Here is a 19883-nt window from a genome sequence, read left to right as displayed (position 1 = left end):
TTGTGACAGAGCCTCTGTTATTGGCATTGTCGGTCGAGCAAGGTGGGTGGTGTCATCGGAAGCGCCTCCGGCGAACGCCGATCGGAGACGGGAACGACGAACATCACGACTCCGGTCAGGGTTACTCCGTACGGGTGGCGCCTCCACTGCATCCCGCCGCGACGAGTCTCGCGGTTCGACCAGCAAGGACTTGCCTGAAGTGACCTCCTCGACCACTACCGAACCCCGCTCGAACCGGCTGCGGAATCCCATTACGGACGTTGCGGCGGCCGGCGCCGGTGTCTTCGACTTGGGGATCCGGGCTTAGTACTGCAACGACAGTTTGTGACCGAGGTGCCTCCTGTCCGTCGGTTTCACGAGCGATCAGCTGCGCGGTGCCCGGGGTCAGTAGACGGTCGGGTTGCGTGGGGGCGGCGACCTAGCGGCGGATGAAGCCGGACAGACGCGCCGGGGCGACGGTCAGCCCGTCGATGCGCTGACCGCGGTCGAGCAATGCGACCAGCTCGTGCAACGCGCGTCTCGCGTCCTTGCGGGCCCCGGTACGGGCGGTGTGCAGTGTCCAGTCGGACCGCCGTGCCGCGCAACTCGTGACGGTTTTTGATGGATAAGCACGATTATCCATCAAAAATGGAAGGGGTGATGGCGGCCGGTGGGCCGTAGGAACTCGCCGGGGACGTGATCCTTCCGCCCTGCCCAACGCACTGTCGGACGACAAAGGTGTCGCATGGGCGCGGTTGCCCTTGGCAGCGTGGCGTTACTGCAACGGACACGACATTCGCGTGTCGCTGCGCCTCAGTGCCGGCGGATACGCGGTGATCGGACCGGTGGCGCAAGCCGCCCGTCGGTGACGGCTTCGCGGAGTCACGGACGACACTGAGGCCGGATCGACTTCCCAAATACGGCGCGCCGAGAATCGACGCACGAGCGGGCGGATCGGTCATCGCATGCAGCACCGAAAAGTTGCTAGTTAACATAACGAGGCATTATCGGCCACATCGCTTTGTCGATCTTTTGACCACAGGTGATTACGAGGTCGCCGTCGACTCCTCCGTCCCACCCGGTGTCGTCACCGCTTCCGCGGTCATCAGACGCGTGATCTCCTCCCGGTCCGCCTGCGACGGCAGTCCCCACCCGTCTCGGTAGCCGTACAGCTCCCGCAGGGTGACGGCGCGTCGATTGCCGTCGGCGATCTCGATGTCGTCGACAGTGATGAGGCCGGGATGCGCCACACCCGTGGCCTGCGCGATCTTGAACACGTCGCGGCGGAGGGCTTCGATGTAGTCGGCGACGCGGTCGGCCTTGGTCGGGACGTCGAGTCCTCGGGTGAGCCAACGGTTCTGCGTCGCCACGCCGGTGGGGCACCGGTCGGTATGGCATTTCTGCGCCTGGATGCATCCGATCGAGAACATCGGTTCGCGGGCGACGTTGACCATGTCGCATCCGAGCGCCATCGCCACCACCGCGTTGTCGGGCAGGCCGAGTTTGCCGGCACCGATGAAGGTGACGTCGTCGGTCAAGCCGGCTTCGGCGAATGTCGCGTAGACCCGCGCGAAGCCGCTGCGGAACGGAAGCGATACGGCGTCGGCGAACACCAATGGTGCAGCGCCGGTTCCACCTTCGCCGCCGTCGATGGTGACGAAGTCGACTCCGCGGTCGGTCTCGCTCATCTGGCGTGTGAGTTCGTCCCAGAAGGTCGTGTCGCCCACGGCGGACTTGATCCCCACGGGAAGTCCCGTTTCGGCTGCGAGCAGTTCGACCCAGTCGAGCAGGCTGTCGATGTCGTGGAACTCCGTGTGCCGCGACGGGCTCACGCAGTCCTTGCCGACGGGGATTCCACGGACCTCGGCGATCTCCGGGGTGACCTTGGCTCCGGGTAGCAATCCGCCCAGTCCGGGCTTGGCGCCTTGGCTGAGTTTGATCTCCAGGGCACGCACGGGTGCCGATTCGACGACCCGCTTCAGTCGTGCGAGGTCGAAGTGTCCGTCCTCGTCGCGGCACCCGAAATAGCCGGTGCCGATCTGGAAGATCAATTCTCCGCCGTTGCGGTGGTACGTCGTCAGGCCGCCTTCACCGGTGTTCTGCAGGCATCCGGCCGTCCCGGCACCCCGGTTGAGTGCTTCCACGGCGGCACCGGACAGCGAACCGAAGCTCATCGCCGAGATGTTGACGAACGACTCGGGACGGAAGGCACGGGTACGTCCCCGGGCAGCGCCGAGCACCTTCGCGGACGGGAGCGACACCTTGTCGCCCCCGTGAGGGGCACTCGACGGCGGCAGGTCCGAGAACGTGCGGTGCTTGATGATCGTGTACCCGTCGGTGTACTCGATGTCGTTGTCGCTGCCGAATCCGAAGGTGTTGGTGACGTTCTTCGACGAAGCGTATATCCACCGGCGCTGATCGCGGTTGAACGGCCGTTCCTCGTTGTTGTTCGTCGTGATGTACTGCCGCAGTTCGGGTCCCAGCGACTCCAGCAGATAGCGACCGTGCCCGAGAATCGGGAAGTTGCGTAGCAGCGAATGTCGCTTCTGCACAAGATCGTAGGCACCGACAGCGGCCGCCGCAGCGGCCGGGATTCCGAGCATTTTCGACCGTCCCATTTCCCGAGAGTACGTCCGGGTGGGGCTGCGCGATGCGGGTCCGGGCGTAATCGCCGACCCGTTTCGGCAGGCGGCGGACCGGGGGACTCCTCGGCAAATCGTGCGTGGGGAGAGGTGATCGAATGCGGAACCGTGACCGGCGGGCCGACTACGACGAAGGCGACCTCGAGGTCGAAGACCGGAAGAAGGCCGCAGCGGGTGTCACCGGCGTCGCCGTGGCGGTGAAGCGATCCCTCGAGCAGATGGGGCTGGTGCGTTCGGTCGAGGCACTGCTCGAGTTGAACCAGGCCGAAGGGTTCGACTGCCCGAGTTGCGCGTGGCCCGACCCGGACCCCGGTCATCGCAAGATCGCCGAGTTCTGCGAGAACGGCGCCAAGGCCGTCGCCGAGGAGGGCACCAAGCGACGTGCCGACCCGAGCTTCTTCGCCAGGTACAGCATCGCGGAACTGGCCGAGCACAGCGAGCTGTGGCTCCGCAAGCAGGGCCGCATCACGCATCCGATGGTCAAGCGGCCCGGCGCCACGCACTACACCCCGATCGAGTGGGACGAGGCCTTCACCCTCATCGGTGAACAGCTGAAGTCGCTGGACAGCCCCGATCAGGCCACCTTCTACACGTCCGGACGGGCATCGAACGAAGCGGCCTTCGTGTACCAGCTGTTCGCGCGGGCGTTCGGGACCAACAATCTGCCCGACTGCTCGAACATGTGCCACGAGTCCACGAGCATCGCGCTGCAGGAGTCGATCGGCATCGGCAAGGCCAGCGTCACGCTCGACGATGTGCACTACGCCGAGCTGATCATCCTGCAGGGGCAGAACCCCGGCACCAACCACCCGCGCATGCTCACCGCACTCGAAGAGGCCAAGCAGAACGGCGCGAAGATCCTGACGATCAACCCGCTGCGCGAAGCGGGGCTGGTCAACTTCCGGAACCCGCAGACACCGCGCGGGGTGCTCGGTCGGGGAACGGATCTGTCCGACCTGCATCTGTCGATCAAGGTGAATGGCGACCTCGCGCTGTTGCAGGCGTTCGGGTCGCTGCTCGTCGAATGGGACGCGCTCGACCACGACTTCGTGCAGAGCCGCACCCGGGGATTCGACGAATGGGTCGAACACGTCCGGGACATCGACTGGGACGAGGTGGTCGCCGCGACCGGCCTGTCGCGTCAGCAGATCACCGAGGCTGCGCAGATGCTGCGACGCTCGAAGGCAACGGTCTTCTGCTGGGCCATGGGCCTGACTCAACACCGCAACGCGGTCGCGACCATCAAGGAGATCTGCAATCTCGCATTCGCGCAGGGCAACATCGGTAAGCGCGGCGCCGGCCTCATGCCCGTGCGCGGACACTCGAACGTCCAGGGCGACCGCACGATGGGGATCTGGGAACGCGCACCGCAGAGTTTCCTCGACGCGGTCGAGAAGGAGTTCGGTTTCGATCCTCCTCGTGAGAACGGTTACGACACGGTCGATTCGATCAAGGCGATGCGCGACGGCAAGGTGCGGTTCTTCCTCGGCCTCGGCGGCAACTTCGTGCAGGCGGCACCCGACACCGCTGTCACCGCGGAGGCGATGGCAGGTATCGACATGACGGTGCACATCTCGACGAAACCCAATCGTTCCCATCTGGTCTGCGGCAGAACGGCATTGATCCTCCCTACGCTCGGGCGTACCGACAAGGACGTCCAGGCCTCGGGACCGCAGTTCGTGTCGGTCGAGGACACGACGTGCGCGGTCCACGCCTCCCGAGGACCGCTGAAACCGCCCAGCGAGCACGTGCGTTCGGAGGTCGCGATCATCACGGGCATCGCCGAGGCCACGCTCGGCGACCGCTACGGGATCGACTGGAAGGCGATGCGCGACGACTACGCGAACATCCGCTCGCGCATCTCCCGCGTCGTCCCGGGTTGTGAAGGGTACGAGGTCAACGTCCGGCGTCCGGGAGGATTCATCCTGCCGCATCCGCCCCGCGACACCCGAAGCTTCGAGACAGATTCGGGTAAAGCGGAATTCGCCGTCTCGCCGGTGGAGGTGGTTCAGGTCCCGCCGGGGCATCTGTTGCTGCAGACGATGCGCAGCCACGACCAGTTCAACACCACCATCTACGGCCTCAGCGACCGCTACCGCGGGATCGAGGGCGGCCGTCGCGTCGTGTTCATGCACCGGGACGACATCGCCGCACTGGGTTTCGACGACGGAGACTTCGTCGACCTGTTCACACGATGGGACGGCGACGACCGCGAACGGTGCGCCACGAGGTTCCGGATCGTCGAGTACGACCTGCCACGAGGAAGCGCGGCCGCCTACTACCCGGAGACCAACCCTCTCGTCCCGCTCGATTCGACTGCACTGAAGAGCAACTGCCCCACCTACAAGTCGATCGTGATCTCCCTGGCTCCTGCCGGACGCGACGAGTGCCCGGACGCGCTCGGAACCGCGCCCGCGGGATCGGACTGGTCGCACAAGACGACCCCGGAGCCGAAACACCTGTCCTGACCGTCGATCAGGACGCCTCGAATGCTCCTTCGCGCAGCAGTGTTTCGGCCGCGATGAAGGCTGCGACGCGACGTGCGACGGTGGGCGGCGCCGGTGGGTTGCCGTTCCACTGGTCGAACAGCGTGCTCAGGCTCAGTGCGATGCGCTCCGGCGACTCCCAGTGACGCCACGCATCGAAATCTTTCGTGAGCAAGAGTTTCCGCGCTGTTTCGAGCGGGGTGAGTCCGGCCCGGTGATGATCCTGGGCGGCATCGCGCAGCCACAGCCAGTAGTCGCGCAGTGCTCGGATCTCCGCCGCACCACAGGTCGGCCCGTGCCCGGGTACGTACACGTCGGCGCCCCAGCCGAGCAGCCGATCGAGCGCCGACAACCAGTTGTCGAGCGGGCCGTGCCACAGGATCGGCGTCGACCCGATGAACAGCAGGTCGCCGGTGAAGACGACCCCGGCATCGGCCACGCGGACGACGAGGTCGCCGGCCGTGTGGCACGGTCCGAGTTGCTCGAGTTCGATCGTGCGACCACCGATGTCCAGTGAGGTGGCGGTCGCGAAGGTCGTGTCGGGCATCCGCGGGGTGCGGCGCGGGAATCGGGCACCGCCGCGGACCCGCGCCATGTAGGCACCGGCCGCACCGATGGGGCCGGGGACGCGCCGGATCAGGGAGCCCGTGCCGGCCAGCACGGTGAGGGCGCGCGGTGGAAGATCCTCGCGCATCCCGTCCAGTGCGGCGGCGCTGGTGGTGATCCGCGCGTCGGGCGGCAGCGTGTCGTTGCCCCACCAGTGGTCACCGTCGCTGTGGGTGTTCACCGCGTCGGTGATCGGAGCATCGGCGACCAGCGGTGCCTGCGCCTCGGCGATGCGCTGCGCCCATGCGACGTCCCATGCGGTGTCGACGACCAGCGACGCCGTTCCCGGTGCGACGACCAACCCGGTGTTGGCCTCACCCCAACCGCCGGGGGTGCGCACGAACGCCCAGACCCCGTCACCGACCTGCTGCAATCCACTCATGTCGACCTCCCGGCCCGCCACCCTACCGAGGTGTCCGTTTCGTGCGCCTTCGGCTCGGGGAGCCGACGATCAACCGTCATCCACAGGAGCCGACAGACATGAGACTCAGTACCGTTCTCGCGACCGCCGCTGCCACCACGACCACCGCGATCGTCGGATCGATCGCCTCCCAGGACACGAACTCCCGGTGGTACCGCAAGTTGCGTAAGCCCGGTTTCCAGCCTCCGGTCGCGGCGTTCCCGATCGTCTGGACGGCGCTGTATGCCGATATCGCTGTCACCTCGGCCGTCGCGATCGACGAGTACACCGACGCCGACGACTATGCGGGTCGTCGCAACTACATCGCGGCTCTGGCTACGAATCTCGTTCTCAACGCGTCGTGGTCGTGGGTGTTCTTCAAGTGGCATCGGTTGATGCCTGCCACTGTGGTCGCCGCCCTACTCGCCGCCAGTACCGCGGATCTGACGCGCCGGACGGCCGAGGCGAATCCGGCTGCGGGTGCCGCGCTGGCTCCGTACTCGGCGTGGACGGCGTTCGCCACGCTGCTGACCGGACGGATCACGCAGCTCAACCGCTGATCCGCGTGAGTCAGGACGGTAGATCGCGTTCGTGACATACGCGGCGACGTCGGCGTGGGTCATGTGCCGGGCGGGGGAGAGCAACTGGCTGAAGACCACGCCCACCATGAATTCCACTGCTGTCTCCGGGGTCGGCCCGAGGTGCGCAGCCAGGGGTGGGCCGGTGATGTGCTTCAGTGCCCGCTCGGTGACGATGTCGACCAGTGTGCTGCCCTTTCGGAGCGGATGAGCCACGGTTCGTCGGCGAATCGCAGGCGACCGAGGACAAGTTGTTCGAGAGTGTCGAGCTCGTGGTTCACGATGACGCCCAGCGGATGGCCCTTCGATGCGTACCGGCGATAGATGGTTGGACCGTGGTGGTCGGCTGCACGGGCCCGCGACGATCCCGATTCCCGAGCTCGGATTCGTCCACGACTTCGCGCTGACCGATCGGCACATGGTGTTCGTGCTGGAACCCTGCTGGTTCGGAATCCCGTCCCGGTTGCACGGGGGTTGCGCCCTTCGACGATGCGTTGTCGTACCGACCGGAACTCGGCACCACCATCGTCCTGGTGTCGCGGGACGGTGGTGACCCGGCGACCTTCGAACACGACGCGCTGTTCCACTTTCACGTCACCAACGCCCACGAGGCCGGCGATCGCACCGTCGTCGAACTCGTCGCGCACGATCCGGCCGGCGGCTGGGAAGGGTAGAACGGTCACCTGCGCAACTATCGGGGCGATGCCGGACCGGCCTTCGGCGGCACGCTCACTCGGCTGACCGTCGACCGCAGGGCCCGCCGCATCACCGCCACCGTGCTCGACGATCACGGATGCGAATTCCCTCGACTCGACCCGCGGTTCGCCACCACCGAGCATCGCTACAGCTACACCGCGTCGGCATCGGTCCCGGGAGGGGATCCCGACTCGGTCACCATGATCGATCACCGTACGGGCACGACGAACCGGTACACGGCCGAGGCCGGCACCACCGTCTGTGAACCTCTGTTCGCACCGGCAGCGACGCCGAGGGCGGCGGCTGATCGCTGACGCTCGAACACCAGCCTGCGCGCAGGGGCAGCAGGCTTCTCGTCCTGCGCGCCGACCGACCGGGCGACGGACCGGCCGCGGCGGTGATCCTGCAGCACTACGTGCCGATGACCTCCCACGGCGCGTTTCGGCCCGACAGTGGCGCTACCTCCGACCGGCGGTAGGCCGATGGGCATCTCATTTCTGACGGATCTACCGTTGCGGTTCAACCGGTTCCGGCTGGGACCTGAAGCGCCGACGTGTGGCGTAGATCAGCGCGCCCACTGCGATCACGGCCGTACCGGTGAGCACCGATGAGCCGGGCAGCGTGAACGCCAGGGTCAGGCATCCGGCCAGCCCGAGTGAAGCGATGATGCGCCCGCGTCGCCCGCCCGGAAGCGTCCAGGCGGAGGCGTTGGCGACGGCGTAGTAGACCAGCACCCCGAACGACGAGAATCCGATCGCGGCACGGACATCTGCGGTTGCGGCGACGACCGCGACGATCACTCCGACAGCGAGTTCGGCTCGATGTGGCACCGCGAACCGGGGGTGCACCGCGGTCAGCGCGTGCGGCAGATGCCGGTCCCGTGCCATCGCGAAGGTGGTGCGCGACACTCCCAGCACCAGGGCGAGCAGTGAACCCAGAGCGGCAACGACGGCCCCGGCGCGCACCACCGGCTCCAACCACTCGACCCCGGCCGCGGTCACCACACTCGACAACGGTGCAGTCGCTTCGGCCAGCGTGCGAGGGCCCAGTACCAGCAGCGCGACCGAAGCGACCGCCAGATAGACGAGCAGGGTGACGCCCAGTGCCATCGAGATCGCGCGCGGTATCGTGCGCGCCGGTTCGCGTACCTCCTCGCCGAGGGTGGCGATCCGCGCGTACCCGGCGAAGGCGAAGAACAACACCCCGCCCGCCTGCAGCACCCCGCCCACGGTGATGTCGGTGCCGAACCCGAGTCGGGCCACCTCGGTGGAGCCGGAGGTAGACCCTGCGACAACCACCGCGGCGAGTACGGCCAGCACGATCGCCACGATGATCCGGGTCGCCAGTGCCGACTTCTGGACACCGCGATAGGTCACCGCCGTGAGCAACACGACCGCGGCGACCGCAACCGCGTGCGCCTGCTCGGGCCAAATGTAGAGGCCGACGGTCAACGCCATGGCCGCGCACGAGGCGGTCTTGCCGACCACGAAACACCAGCCTGCCAGATATCCCCAGACCTCGCCGAGCCGTTCGCGTCCGTACACATATGTGCCACCGGAGACCGGGTACCGTGCCGCCAGCCGTCCCGACGAGGACGCATTGCAGTACGCCACGATTGCCGCCACCGCGAGCCCGATCAGCAGGCCCGACCCCGCAGCTCCGGCTGCGGGCGCCAGTGCCACGAAGATCCCCGCCCCGAGCATCGATCCGAGGCCGATCACGACTGCGTCGGCCGCCCCGAGGCGCCGTTGTAACCCCTCGGGCGTGCCCGTCCCTGTCGTCTCCGACATCACGGCTCCTTCGCGCGCATCCAAATTGAATCAAAATGATTTGATGTATCTGGTGCTATCATCGGGTGATGAAGTCGGTGCGTCAACCTGTCCCGGCCTTCGTGCAGTTGGCCGCCCACCCGGTGCGGTGGCAGCTGCTCGCGGCGCTGTCCGGCGGCGACTATCGGGTCCGGGAGATGGTGTCACTGGTCGGGGAGCCGCAGAACCTCGTCTCCTATCACCTCCGCCTGCTCCGCGACGGCGGGCTGGTGCGGGGTTCCCGCAGCAGCTTCGACGGCCGCGACAGCTACTACCACCTCGACCTCGACCGGTGCACCGAGATGCTGGCCGGCGTAGGTGCCGCACTGCATCCGGGGTTGGGGTGCACCCGCCCGCCTGTGACGTTCACATCCGAGACGCCCTCACCGGTGCTGTTCGTGTGCACAGGCAACAGTGCGCGCTCCGCAATCGCGGAAGCTCTGCTCCGGCAGCGCACCGGCGGGACCGTCGACACGACCAGCGCAGGCACCTGCCCGAAACGGAACATGCACCCGAACACGGTGCGGGTGCTGCGAGAAGAATTCGGGATCGACATCGCCGACCGACATCCCCGCCACCTCGACAGCCTCGCCGGCCGCCGGTTCGGCACGGTGATCACCTTGTGCGACAAGGCCCGCGAGGTATGCCCCGAATTCGACGGCGAGACTCGCCGGATCCACTGGAGTATCCCCGACCCGGCGGCGGCCGGCGGTGCCGACGAAGAGACCTATCCGGCCTTCCGTGTCATCGCGGCCGAGATCGACACCCGCATCCGATATCTGTGCGAGACCCATGCCGTCACAACATGACCAGGAGCAACCGATGACCACTACCGACGGATACGTCAGCGTCCGATACCTCGTCGACAACGTGCCCGCGGCCGTCGCCTTCTACACCCGTTATCTCGGCTTCACCGTGCTCACCCACCCCGCGCCCGCTTTCGCCGATGTGATCAGGGGTTCGCTGCGGCTGCTGCTGTCCGGGCCGGCGAGTTCCGGGGCCCGCGCCACCCCCGAGGAGTTCGTCGGTCCGGGCCGTAACCGGATCCACCTCGTCGTCGACGACCTCGACGCCGAGATCGCTCGCCTGCGTGGTGCCGGCATAGAACTCCGAAGCGATGTGGTGACCGGTCCGGGCGGTCGTCAGATCCTGCTCGCCGCCCCCGCCGGCAATCCGATCGAACTGTTCCAGCCGGCGGCCGACAGATGACCGACCCCGAAGCGCCGACCCGCGATGGGTAATGATGGAGGCATGCTGGAAACACCCGTCGTCATCGGTATCGGATCCATCTGCGTGGGGTTCGTCTTCTTCATGCTCGCCGCGACGGGGACGCGATCACGCTGGGACAAGAAGATCACGATCACGCTGTTCGCGCTCGCCATCGTCTTCATGACGATCATCCCGGTGATCGGCGCGGTGGGGTTCGCGGCCTGACCCTCCACGGCCGAAGTACTCGCACACCGCGGATCACCGTGGGAGTATCCACCGCAGGAAACCGAACAGGGAGGTCGCGGTGGGTGGCGTCAGCGGTGAATTGAAAGACGAACTGACGAAGCGTCTTTCGTCGGTACTCGACGGCAGTTGGACGCTGCGGCGCATCGAACGGCTCACCGGTGGTGCGAGCCGCGAGACCTGGGCGATCACCGCGGTGTCGGCCACCGGCGACCCCCGGGAGTTGATCCTGCGCCGCGACCCGCCAGGACGCGAGGACGCACGCAGGATCGCAATGGAAGCGGCGTCCTTCGACGAGGCCGCCCGCATCGGCGTGCCCGTGCCCGACGTGATCGACCGCAGCGGCGACGAACCGCACCCCGGGATCGGCGCCTACCTCGTGATGTCGAAGGTGCCCGGCGAGGCACTGCCGCAGAAGTTGTTGCGCGACGAGAATCTGGCCGAGGTCCGCGCCGCACTGCCCTACGAACTCGGACGCATCCTCGCCCGGATCCACCGCATGGACATCGAGGCCGTACCGAACCTGCCCGAACACGACCCGCTGACCTCCCTGTTCGACGAGTACCTCACCAACGGCAACCCCGTGCCGACGCTCGAGGCCGCGTTCGCGTGGCTCCTCCGCAACCGTCCACCGGCGACCGGGAAAGCGTTCGTGCACGGCGACTTCCGCAACGGGAACCTCCTCGTCGACGCGGAGGGCGTGCGCGGGGTGCTCGATTGGGAACTGGCGCACGTCGGTGACCCGATGGAGGACCTCGGGTGGCTGTGCACCCGGACCTGGCGTTTCGGTTCGCCGCATCCGGTGGGCGGATTCGGTTCCCGCGACGACCTGTTCCGCGGGTACGCCGACGAATCGGGCGAGAGTCCCGACCCCGAGGTCCTCCACTGGTGGGAGGTCTACGGCTCGCTGCGGTGGGCGGGGATCTGCCGGATGCAGGCCGCCGCAGCGGCGACGGGAGGCGACAACACCCTCGAACTGCTCGCCATCGGCCGGCGCGTCGCCGAGTGCGAACACGACCTGCTGGACCTGCTCGACGTCCCTCCCCACGACGAGACGGAGACTCCGCCCGCCACCCCACAGTTCCTGGGAGCACCGCCCGTCGAGGAGCTGCTCGGGGCAGTGCGCGAGTTCGTCCTGGAGGTAGGGGCGGGCGCCGATGCGAAGACCCGCTACCGCAGCCGGGTGGCGGCGCACGTTCTCGGCATCGCCGCACGGGAGGCCCTCTTCGCCCCGGCGGTGCGGGAGACCTATCGGGTGCGGCTCGCCCGGCTCGGCTACCGCTCCGAAGCCGAACTCGCCCTCGGTGTGCGTGCAGGACGAGATCACCTCGACGACCCGCAGGTCGCCGAGGTGATCAGAGGGTTGGCCGCGAACCGGCTGAAGGTCGCGAACCCGAAATATCGCTGACGGATCAGTGCGTGGCGGCGACCTCCGCGCCGATGCCGGTCTCCGCGCGCACCAGCATCTCCGCGAACTTCTCGTCCTCGAGGCGGCCTCGTCCCCGACGCTTCTCGCCGACGATCGATCCGATCACGCACGCGGCAATGCCGAGCGGCATGGTGACGATCACCGGGAGCTGGATGGTCAGGGGAGCGGGGCCGCTGCCCATCCACAGGGCCTCGGTGAACATCAGGCTCACGACCGTCGAGACGAGACCGGTGAGCACACCCCAGACCGCGCCGGTGGCGTTGAAGCGCCGCCAGTTCAGGCTCAGCACGAGAGCGGGCAGATGCGCACTGCCGGCCACCATGAACGCCATACCCATGAAGAAGGTGATGTTGGTGTCGTCGCCGATGAGCATGGCCAGGCCGATGGCGAGGACGCTGAAGGACACGGCCCCGTACCGGGCGATGCGGGCCTGGGCCTGGTCCTCCCGGGCCTGCTCGTCCGCGTCGAGATTCTCGATCGGTTCCTTCCGCGTGACCGCCGGCCACACGTCGCGGGCGAAGGTGCCGGCCGCGGAGATCACGACACCGGCGACCACTGCGACGATGGACGCGAAGGCGACCGCGGCGACGAGTGCGAGCGCGATGGACCCACCGACCGTGCCGGCTCCGCCACCGAGTTCGGTGACGAGGACGGGTGCCGCAAGGTTGCCGCCGGGCCCGACGAGATCGGTGCCGTTCGGTCCGAGCACGGCCGCGGCGCCGAAGCCCATCACGATGACGATCAGATAGAACAGGCTGCACAGCGCGACGGTCCAGCCGAGCGAGCGACGTGCCGTCGTGGCCTCGGGGACGGTGAAGAACCGGATGAGGATGTGCGCCATTCCGGCGGTGCCCAGGGCGAACGCGAGCGCGTAGGAGACGAGGTTGATCGCGCTGGTCTGGCCGAAGATCAGGCCGGGGGACAGGATCGCGTCGCCCGCGACGGCGTTGTCGGTTGCGGCGTCGAGGACCTTCGGGAATGCGAACCCGAACTGCGCCAGGATGCCGAAGCACACGATGATCGCGAGCACCGACAGGATCGTCGACTTGATGACCTGCACCCAGGTGGTGGCGAGCATGCCCCCCACGAAGACGTAGATGCCCATGAGCGATCCGGCGACCACCACCGACAGCCAGAACGGGATGCCCGAGACGGATTCGAGGAGCACACCCGCGGCGACGAGCTGGGCGAGCAGCACGAAGGTGCCGGTGGCGATCGTGCTCAGCGCGACCGCGACCCGCACGTTCCGCGAGTCGGTGCGGAAGGCGAGGACGTCGGCGAGGGTGTACTTGCCGAGATTGCGCATCTTCTCCGCGAGGAGGAACAGCACCGGCAGGAACGAGATGACGGACGTGAACAGGATGACGGTGCCGTCGACGCCCTTGGAGAAGATCAGACCGGTGGTGCCGAGGAAGCTACCGGCGGAGATGAATTCGCCCGCGATGGCGAATCCGTTCTGCCAACTCGAGATCGAGCGACCTGCGGCGAAGAATCCGTCGGCGCTCTTCGCGCGCCGGGATGCAGCGAAGGTCACCCATAGGGTCAGGGAGATGACGGCGCTGCAGATCGCGATGGCGAGATAATCGGCGTCACCGGTCATGATGCGACCTCCTCGGATGCGGGACGGTTCCGTTCGACGGCCACCACGGCGTCGTCGACGGCGGGGCCGATGTAGGTGCGGGAGAGACGGAAGTACGCCCAGACCAGCACCCAGGTTCCGGCGAACTGGGAGAACACCACCCACAGCGACAGCGGGATGCCGAGGACGACGGTGGCGCCGAGTTGGTCGGGGAACCCGATGAAGGCGACGAGGAAGGACGTGAACAGCACGACGGTAATGCCACCGAGCGTGTTGGTCACGCGGGCGCGTCGGCGACGCAACTCGGCGATCTCGGGAAGACGGAGCATCCGCGTCCAGACGAGCTCGTCCTCCGGGGACGAGGTGGGGACGCCGTTCACGGTGTCGGTCATGCCCGCACCGCCGCGCCGCGGGCGCTGTCGAGCGCGAAGAGGTTCTCGTCCCACCCGGCCTCGAGCGGTCCGAAGAAGTGGAAACGCACCTGCTTGACCTTGTAGAGCCAGCGGCCGTCGACCTTGACGACCTCGTCGTTGTAGCGACCGGCCGCGATCGCGGGGGTGCCGTCGGTGACGCACGGCTGCCACAGGAACGAGCGCACGGTGGCGCGGTCACCGTCGAGGTCGATCTCGAGGTTCGTGATGAAGTGCCAGAAGGAGGTCAGGCCGCCGTCGGCGAGTCCCGCGAAGAAGGTGCGCATTTCCTCCTTTCCTTGCGGGTGGGACAGGCCGTCGAACTCGCCGTCATCGGTGAACAGCTCCATGAGCGCGTCCCAGTTGCCGTCGTCGAGGTGGCGGCAGTACTGCGCATCGAGCTTCCGGATCGCCTCGAGGTCTTCGAGGTGGGTGATGCGGTCGAGCAGGGACGGTCCGGGATGGGGGCTGGACACAGCAGATCCTCCGTTGTGCGTTTTATTAACGTCCGTTCATGTGAGCGGGACCATAACAAGCGTGCGCCTGCCCGTCAACGGGAAGGTTCTTGCTGGTCGGCGCGATGTGTGCCTACTGTGCAGGGATGAACAGCCGGTCGAACGGAGCGTCCTCGTCCATTCGGGAACGGATTCTCGAGACCGCGCTCGACGAGTTCTACGAGTGCGGATTCCACGGGGCGACGATGCGCAATATCGCCAACGCCGCAGGTTGCAGCGCTGCCAACGTCTACAACCACTTCGAGAACAAGTCGGAACTGCTCGTGGAAATTCTCCGCCGCGCGAGTGACGAGCAGTTCACGGCGACCCGCAACGCGCTGCGCAAGGTCGGTGACGATCCGGCCGAGCGGTGGCGCGCGGCGGTCGCGGCCCACGCGCTGTACACCGCGCGGAATCCGCGGGCCTGCCTGGTGGCGAATTCGGAACTGCGGTATCTCGGCCCGCTCGACCGCAAGCGCGTGGTGGGCTCACGCGACGCGCAGGAGCAACTCTTCGTCGATATCGCGGAAGACGGTGTGGAGCAGGGACTTTTCACGATCGAACGAGTGCATCAAGGGGTCACCGCGGTGCTGACGATGTGCGCCGGCATCCCCCTCTGGTTCCGGGAGAGCGGACCCCTCTCGGCACAGGAGGTTGCCGACGATTTCGCCGGATACGCGCTCAATCTGGTCGGATATTCGCGCTGAACCGTTGACGGGTCATGGGTGCCGTGCTGTACTGGGTGAACAAGCGTTAATGACCTACTCCGGTCCATCGAAGGAGTGCACCTCCCATGACCCACCGCCCCTCGCAGCCGCGCACCGATTCCCCGCGCTATCTCACCGAGGAACGCCTCGCGATCCGCGACCTCGCCCGCGACTTCGCGATGACGAAGGTGCTGCCCGTCGCCAACGAACTCGACCCGGTCCAGGGCGCCATCCCCGACTCCCTCAAGAAGGAGATGGCCGAGATCGGCTTCTTCGGGATCATGATCCCCGAGGAACACGGCGGTCTCGGGCTCGGCGTCTTCGAGTACTGCCTCGTGGCCGAGGAACTGTCGCGAGCATGGATGAGCGTGTCGGGTCTGCTCGCCCGCGGCAACGGCATGGGTGGTGGATTCACCCCCGAGCAGGAGGCGGCACTGCTGCCCAAGGTCGCGCGCGGTGAGTACCTCGGCGCGTACGCCCTGTCGGAGGCCGAGGCCGGCTCCGACGTCGCGAACATCTCGTGCCGCGCCGTGCGCGACGGCGACGACTGGGTCGTCAACGGCACCAAGATGTGGTGCACCTACGCCGACGAGGCCGACTACCTCGTGCTCTTCGCCCGCACCGACCCGAACAAGGCCCCGGCCAAGCCGCATCGCGGCATCAGCGCCTTCCTCGTCGAGAAGGAACGCGGCGTGTTTCCCGAGGGCATCTCGGGTACCAAGGTCCGCAAGATCGGCTACTTCGGGTGGAGCACCTGGGAACTGTCGTTCGACAACTTCCGCATCCCGGCCGACAAGATGCTCGGCGAGGAGGGCAAGGGCTTCTACCTCGCCGTCTCCGGCCTCGAGGTGGGCCGTGCCCACACCGCCGCCCGCGCCATCGGCCTCGCCCGCGCCGCGCTCGAGGACTCGATCGAGTACGTGCACCCCCGCCGCCAGTTCGGCCGCCCCATCGGCGATTTCCAGCATCTGAGGTTCAAGATCGCGAAGATGGCCGCCGACATCGAGGCCGCACGCCAGCTGATGTACTCGGTCGCCACCGACATCGACACCGGCCGGCGGTGCTCGCTCGAGGCGTCGATGTGCAAGCTCGTCGCCACCGAGATGGCCGAGCAGGTCACCAGCGAGGCCGTGCAGATCCACGGCGGCGCCGGATACACCACCGACTTCCAGGTCGAACGCCATTGGCGCGACGCACGTCTGACGAAGATCTTCGAGGGCACCAGCGAGATCCAGATGCGCATCATCTCCGACGAACTCCTGGGAAGGCCCGAGCAGGCATGAGCGCACACACCGTCACCCGCCCGCTCACCGTCGGGGACCGCACCGCCTCGGAACCCTGCACCGTGGCCGATGTCCTGACCGCCTCCGGTACGGTGGCACCGGCGAACTCACCCGTCCTCGGTGCCCTGGCCGTCGCCTCGCTCGTCCCGTCCGTTCCCGGTGGCGTACCGTCCGGATTCGACTGGAACGCAAACGATCCGGTCTCCGCATCGGACGTCGTATCGGCGGACACCGTGATCACCCGCGTGTCCGGACGGACCGCGCGCCGCTACGTCCGGCTCGTGGACCAGGCCGGCACGGTACGCGAATCCGGCACCGAGACATGGACCTTCGACGACGAACAGCCGACGGTTCCCGAACTGGAATTCTGCACACCCGCCTGGGGCGCACTGCTCGCCGAGAGCCTCTCGGAAGACCGGGACTTTGCTTCCTCGCTGTCCACCTGGGACGGCACCATCGGACTGCGCAGCGGCGAGATCGAACTGCACCTGCGCATCTACAAGGGGCGGATCGTCGACGTCACCCGGCGCACCCCGCACGGCGCGACGTTCACCTTCGTCGCGTCCGACCACGCCTGGACCGATCTCGTCCTGTCCGAGGAGAACGACTTCATGCGCCGCGCCATCCGCGGCGAATTCTCCTCCACCGGAGACGGATACGAATACCTACGCCTGACCAAGCCGCTCAACACGATCATCGGGCACGCCCGTGCCCTCGCCCGAAAGGCCCGCTCATGATCGAGGCCCGCTACCTGGAGATCGGCGGAGCGCTCGGCTTCGTCGAGATCGTCACTCCCGACGCACGATCCGGCAACGTGCTCGACGCGACCGACCTGCCCACCGTCCTGTGTATCCACACTGCGGGCCAGAGCGGCGTGCAGTGGCGCCACGCGGCCCGGGATCTCGCCGACCGCGGCTACCGGGTGGTCGTCCCCGACCTGCCCGGCCACGGACGTTCCGAACCGGCACCCGGCGGCCCCGTCACGAGCCTGATCACCTACGGCGACTGGTTGTGCGAGGTGCTCGACGCGCTCGGGATCGACCGGCCGTTCGTCATGGGCTGCTCGATCGGGGGCAAGCTCACACTCGAACTCGCGACCCGCCCGGACCGTCCGCTGTCCGGGGCCGTGGCGATGGAAGCCGAGCCCGGCCCGGGCCGCGTCAACGTCACCGGTCTGCGCCGCGAACTCGAGGACGTCGCCGGACCGTCGCGCTCCGAGCGCACCTATCTGGGAACTCTTGCATCCGTGGGACGTTCGGTTCCGGAGGTGAAGGCGCACACGATCGCGCTCATGCACAAGCGGGAGGACCCGGAGATCTCGTCGTCCGACCTCATCGGCTGGGGAACCCACGACGTGCGCGACCGCCTCGACCGGGTGACCGCACCGATCCACCTCGTCGCCGGCGTCGACGACCCGTGGATCGACCCCGACGCCGTGGCCCGGGCAGCGGACACCATCAACGACGCACTTCCCGGACGCGCCCGCTTCACGGCACTGGCCGGTATCGGGCACTATCCGATGGAGGAGATCGACGACTTCGCCGCGCTCGCCGACACCTGGATCGGTGAACTGCGCCGGGTCGCTGTTCCCGAGGAGGCAGCGCTGTGACCACCACCCGCACCGACACCCTGCCCGCACTGCTCGACGGGCTCGTCGCCGCGAATCCGGATGCCCCGATCGCCTACGACATCGTCGACGACGTGGCGGTGGCCCGCAGCCGCGGAGAGTTCCGCGACCGGGTCGAGGCCGTGCGCAGCGAACTCGACGGCATCGGCCTGCGCGCCGGCCAGTGCATCGCGGTGATGTTGCCGAACTGGTCCGACGCACTCGTGTGGCAGTTCGCGGCCTCCGCGCTCGGTGCCCACGTCATCGGTGTCAACACCCGCTACAACACCCGTGAGGTCGCGCACATACTCACCGCCGCACGACCTGCCGTCGTGTCCGTGCCGGCCGCCTTCCACGGACTCGACCTGTTCGGTCGGCTCACCGAGGCCGCGGCGTCCGTGCCCGATGTGGCCACCCCGGTGGTTGCGGTGGTGCCCGGACCGGCGAACCCCTCGGCGTCCCCGGCCGACTTCGATCTCGGCGGAGGCGCGTGGACGGCCGGCAGCGGCGACACGCGTGGCGCAAGCGCTCCCGAGACCCCCGACACCGCGACACTCACCCCGGCCGGGATCGACGACGATCCCGAGGATCGGATCGCGGTGGCGTTCACGACATCCGGTTCCACGGGCGTGCCCAAGCTGGCCGCACATCGCGGCAACGCGGTCGTCCGTCACGGACGCGCCGACGCCGCGATCATGAAGGTCGCCGAGGGCGACGTGGCGCTGTGCGTGCTCCCGGTCTCGGGGGTCTTCGGTTTCAGTACCGCGATGGCGGCGCTCGCCGGTGGGGGAGCGCTGCTCATGGAGACGGTCTTCGATCCGGATGCGGTCCTGCGCCGGATGCGGGAGGTCGGGGTCACACACGCGGTGGGCGCCGACGACCTGTTCGGCCGTCTCTACGACGCCTGGCACGACGGCGAACGCGTCGATCTGTCGTCATTGCGCTGGGTCGGCATCGCCGACTTCCTCGGCCGCTCCCACGAGATCGCCCGATGGCTGCGCGACGAATTCGGCACCCACACCTCCGGTGTGTTCGGTTCGTCCGAGGTCTTCGCCCTCGCGATGCTGTGGAACGCCGACGATCCGGAATCGGTGCGTTGGAACGGTGGCGGACGCGCGGTCGACACGGCGATCGAACTGCGGGTCGCCGATCCCTACGACGATCGGGTCCTCCCGGCCGGCGAACAGGGCGAACTGCAGTTCCGCGGCCCGAACGTCGTCGACGCCTATCTCGGCAACCCCGACGCCGCCGCGCGCGCGTTCACGGCCGACGGTTGGTTCCGCAGCGGCGACCTCGCCGTCGACCTCGGCGACGGGGGTTTCCGTTACGTCTGCCGGATGGGCGACGTCCTGCGCCTGCGCGGCTTCCTCGTCGCCCCCGCCGAGATCGAGACGCGTCTGGCGGAGCATCCCGGCGTGGCCACGGCCAAGGTCGTCGGCATCACCGGCGACGGCGGCTACACGGAGGCGATCGGTTTCGTCGTCCCCACCGACGACGCACCCGCGGACACGACGTCGGTGACCCTTCGGGCCTGGTGCCGCGAGACCCTCGCCGCCTTCAAGGTGCCCACGGCGATCCATGTCATCGAACGGATGCCCACCACGGTCGGGGGCAACGGCTCGAAGATCCGCGCCGTGGAACTGCGCGAGTGGGCCCGCGAGTGGGCCGGTAGCGAACGCGACTTCCGAGCCGGATAGCGTCCTGCGTCGTCACGATCCGCACGCGGTC

At 67.6% G+C, this 19883-nt stretch carries 18 protein-coding genes and 1 pseudogene; 12 read left to right on the top strand and 7 right to left on the bottom strand.

Annotated elements, in window-relative coordinates; translation table 11 throughout:
* Nucleotides 1–418 precede the first annotated feature (418 nt).
* Together IM25_RS25975 and IM25_RS05180 are read right to left on the bottom strand one after the other, a co-directional pair.
* Nucleotides 419–622, bottom strand: coding sequence for a hypothetical protein (locus IM25_RS25975; RefSeq protein ID WP_157126926.1), 204 nt, complete (start codon nucleotides 620–622; stop codon nucleotides 419–421).
* 403 nt (nucleotides 623–1025) lie between these two features.
* Nucleotides 1026–2597: an FMN-binding glutamate synthase family protein gene (locus IM25_RS05180; RefSeq protein ID WP_174556248.1), complete on the bottom strand. Its 1572-nt coding sequence runs from the start codon at nucleotides 2595–2597 to the stop codon at nucleotides 1026–1028.
* Nucleotides 2598–2719: 122 nt separating this feature from the next.
* Between IM25_RS05180 and IM25_RS05175 the strand changes: the two genes are divergently transcribed.
* Entirely contained in the window at nucleotides 2720–5089 is a 2370-nt protein-coding gene (locus tag IM25_RS05175) for an FdhF/YdeP family oxidoreductase (protein ID WP_065995826.1), read from the top strand.
* Nucleotides 5090–5096: 7 nt separating this feature from the next.
* On the opposite strand, the gene IM25_RS05170 is transcribed toward IM25_RS05175, so the two are convergent.
* Entirely contained in the window at nucleotides 5097–6095 is a 999-nt protein-coding gene (locus IM25_RS05170) for an MBL fold metallo-hydrolase (RefSeq protein WP_065996474.1), read from the bottom strand.
* Nucleotides 6096–6193: 98 nt separating this feature from the next.
* Here IM25_RS05170 and IM25_RS05165 point away from each other — a divergent pair, with 98 nt between their 5' ends.
* Together IM25_RS05165 and IM25_RS26670 are read left to right on the top strand one after the other, a co-directional pair.
* The gene (locus tag IM25_RS05165) at nucleotides 6194–6673 is read left to right on the top strand and encodes a TspO/MBR family protein (protein WP_033097491.1); all 480 of its coding nucleotides are present in this window, start codon (nucleotides 6194–6196) and stop codon (nucleotides 6671–6673) included.
* Between the two features lie 512 nt (nucleotides 6674–7185).
* A pseudogene (locus IM25_RS26670) lies at nucleotides 7186–7701 on the top strand (carotenoid oxygenase family protein).
* A gap of 192 nt (nucleotides 7702–7893) precedes the next feature.
* On the opposite strand, the gene IM25_RS05150 reads toward IM25_RS26670, so the two are convergent.
* Entirely contained in the window at nucleotides 7894–9177 is a 1284-nt protein-coding gene (locus IM25_RS05150) for an APC family permease (RefSeq protein WP_065995825.1), read from the bottom strand.
* A 68-nt stretch (nucleotides 9178–9245) separates the two neighbouring features.
* Between IM25_RS05150 and IM25_RS05145 the strand changes: the two genes are divergently transcribed.
* The 4 genes from IM25_RS05145 (at nucleotide 9246) to IM25_RS05130 (ending at nucleotide 12055) form a co-directional block, all read left to right on the top strand.
* Nucleotides 9246–10004: an arsenate reductase/protein-tyrosine-phosphatase family protein gene (locus IM25_RS05145; protein WP_065995824.1), complete on the top strand. Its 759-nt coding sequence runs from the start codon at nucleotides 9246–9248 to the stop codon at nucleotides 10002–10004.
* A 13-nt stretch (nucleotides 10005–10017) separates the two neighbouring features.
* Nucleotides 10018–10404, top strand: coding sequence for a VOC family protein (locus tag IM25_RS05140; protein ID WP_065995823.1), 387 nt, complete (start codon nucleotides 10018–10020; stop codon nucleotides 10402–10404).
* A 42-nt stretch (nucleotides 10405–10446) separates the two neighbouring features.
* Nucleotides 10447–10629, top strand: coding sequence for a hypothetical protein (locus tag IM25_RS05135; RefSeq protein WP_006553115.1), 183 nt, complete (start codon nucleotides 10447–10449; stop codon nucleotides 10627–10629).
* A 79-nt stretch (nucleotides 10630–10708) separates the two neighbouring features.
* Nucleotides 10709–12055, top strand: a complete 1347-nt coding sequence (locus IM25_RS05130; protein WP_065995822.1) for a phosphotransferase family protein — start codon at nucleotides 10709–10711, stop codon at nucleotides 12053–12055.
* Between the two features lie 4 nt (nucleotides 12056–12059).
* On the opposite strand, the gene IM25_RS05125 is transcribed toward IM25_RS05130, so the two are convergent.
* From IM25_RS05125 to IM25_RS05115, 3 genes are read right to left on the bottom strand one after another with little or no spacing between them, the layout of a single operon-like run.
* The gene (locus tag IM25_RS05125) at nucleotides 12060–13676 is read right to left on the bottom strand and encodes a solute symporter family protein (RefSeq protein ID WP_033097488.1); all 1617 of its coding nucleotides are present in this window, start codon (nucleotides 13674–13676) and stop codon (nucleotides 12060–12062) included.
* Nucleotides 13673–14047 carry a DUF485 domain-containing protein gene (locus IM25_RS05120; RefSeq protein ID WP_006553118.1) on the bottom strand — a complete coding sequence of 125 codons (375 nt, stop codon included), beginning with the start codon at nucleotides 14045–14047 and terminating at the stop codon, nucleotides 13673–13675. The genes IM25_RS05125 and IM25_RS05120 overlap by 4 nt, the downstream gene beginning before the upstream one ends.
* Entirely contained in the window at nucleotides 14044–14541 is a 498-nt protein-coding gene (locus IM25_RS05115; RefSeq protein WP_006553119.1) for a nuclear transport factor 2 family protein, read from the bottom strand. The genes IM25_RS05120 and IM25_RS05115 overlap by 4 nt, the downstream gene beginning before the upstream one ends.
* A gap of 125 nt (nucleotides 14542–14666) precedes the next feature.
* Between IM25_RS05115 and IM25_RS05110 the strand changes: the two genes are divergently transcribed.
* From IM25_RS05110 to IM25_RS05090, 5 genes are all read left to right on the top strand, one after another.
* Nucleotides 14667–15266 carry a TetR family transcriptional regulator gene (locus IM25_RS05110; protein WP_033097487.1) on the top strand — a complete coding sequence of 200 codons (600 nt, stop codon included), beginning with the start codon at nucleotides 14667–14669 and terminating at the stop codon, nucleotides 15264–15266.
* A gap of 86 nt (nucleotides 15267–15352) precedes the next feature.
* Nucleotides 15353–16549 (top strand): acyl-CoA dehydrogenase family protein, encoded by a 1197-nt coding sequence (locus IM25_RS05105; protein ID WP_065995821.1) that lies wholly within the window; start codon nucleotides 15353–15355, stop codon nucleotides 16547–16549.
* On the top strand, nucleotides 16546–17286 hold the full coding sequence (locus tag IM25_RS05100) for a hypothetical protein (RefSeq protein WP_033097486.1): 741 nt from the start codon (nucleotides 16546–16548) through the stop codon (nucleotides 17284–17286). Before IM25_RS05105 ends, IM25_RS05100 begins: the two co-directional genes overlap by 4 nt.
* Nucleotides 17283–18158 (top strand): alpha/beta fold hydrolase, encoded by an 876-nt coding sequence (locus IM25_RS05095; protein ID WP_033097485.1) that lies wholly within the window; start codon nucleotides 17283–17285, stop codon nucleotides 18156–18158. The genes IM25_RS05100 and IM25_RS05095 overlap by 4 nt, the downstream gene beginning before the upstream one ends.
* Nucleotides 18155–19852 (top strand): AMP-binding protein, encoded by a 1698-nt coding sequence (locus IM25_RS05090; protein WP_065995820.1) that lies wholly within the window; start codon nucleotides 18155–18157, stop codon nucleotides 19850–19852. The genes IM25_RS05095 and IM25_RS05090 overlap by 4 nt, the downstream gene beginning before the upstream one ends.
* Nucleotides 19853–19883: the final 31 nt, after the last annotated feature.

Source organism: Rhodococcus sp. p52 (genome assembly GCF_000763325.2).
Taxonomy (GTDB): Bacteria; Actinomycetota; Actinomycetes; order Mycobacteriales; family Mycobacteriaceae; genus Rhodococcus; species Rhodococcus pyridinivorans.
The sequence above is the reverse complement of the archived record's forward strand: the minus strand, read 5'-3'. Positions and strand labels throughout refer to the sequence as shown.

Bases quoted from the DNA above. Each gene is read 5' to 3' on its own strand.
- IM25_RS25975 (WP_157126926.1), bottom strand. From the start codon at position 622: ATGGATAATCGTGCTTATCCATCAAAAACCGTCACGAGTTGCGCGGCA.
- IM25_RS05180 (WP_174556248.1), bottom strand. From the start codon at position 2,597: ATGGGACGGTCGAAAATGCTCGGAATCCCGGCCGCTGCGGCGGCCGCT.
- IM25_RS05175 (WP_065995826.1), top strand. From the start codon at position 2,720: ATGCGGAACCGTGACCGGCGGGCCGACTACGACGAAGGCGACCTCGAG.
- IM25_RS05170 (WP_065996474.1), bottom strand. From the start codon at position 6,095: ATGAGTGGATTGCAGCAGGTCGGTGACGGGGTCTGGGCGTTCGTGCGC.
- IM25_RS05165 (WP_033097491.1), top strand. From the start codon at position 6,194: ATGAGACTCAGTACCGTTCTCGCGACCGCCGCTGCCACCACGACCACC.
- IM25_RS05150 (WP_065995825.1), bottom strand. From the start codon at position 9,177: ATGTCGGAGACGACAGGGACGGGCACGCCCGAGGGGTTACAACGGCGC.
- IM25_RS05145 (WP_065995824.1), top strand. From the start codon at position 9,246: ATGAAGTCGGTGCGTCAACCTGTCCCGGCCTTCGTGCAGTTGGCCGCC.
- IM25_RS05140 (WP_065995823.1), top strand. From the start codon at position 10,018: ATGACCACTACCGACGGATACGTCAGCGTCCGATACCTCGTCGACAAC.
- IM25_RS05135 (WP_006553115.1), top strand. From the start codon at position 10,447: ATGCTGGAAACACCCGTCGTCATCGGTATCGGATCCATCTGCGTGGGG.
- IM25_RS05125 (WP_033097488.1), bottom strand. From the start codon at position 13,676: ATGACCGGTGACGCCGATTATCTCGCCATCGCGATCTGCAGCGCCGTC.
- IM25_RS05120 (WP_006553118.1), bottom strand. From the start codon at position 14,047: ATGACCGACACCGTGAACGGCGTCCCCACCTCGTCCCCGGAGGACGAG.
- IM25_RS05110 (WP_033097487.1), top strand. From the start codon at position 14,667: ATGAACAGCCGGTCGAACGGAGCGTCCTCGTCCATTCGGGAACGGATT.
- IM25_RS05105 (WP_065995821.1), top strand. From the start codon at position 15,353: ATGACCCACCGCCCCTCGCAGCCGCGCACCGATTCCCCGCGCTATCTC.
- IM25_RS05100 (WP_033097486.1), top strand. From the start codon at position 16,546: ATGAGCGCACACACCGTCACCCGCCCGCTCACCGTCGGGGACCGCACC.
- IM25_RS05095 (WP_033097485.1), top strand. From the start codon at position 17,283: ATGATCGAGGCCCGCTACCTGGAGATCGGCGGAGCGCTCGGCTTCGTC.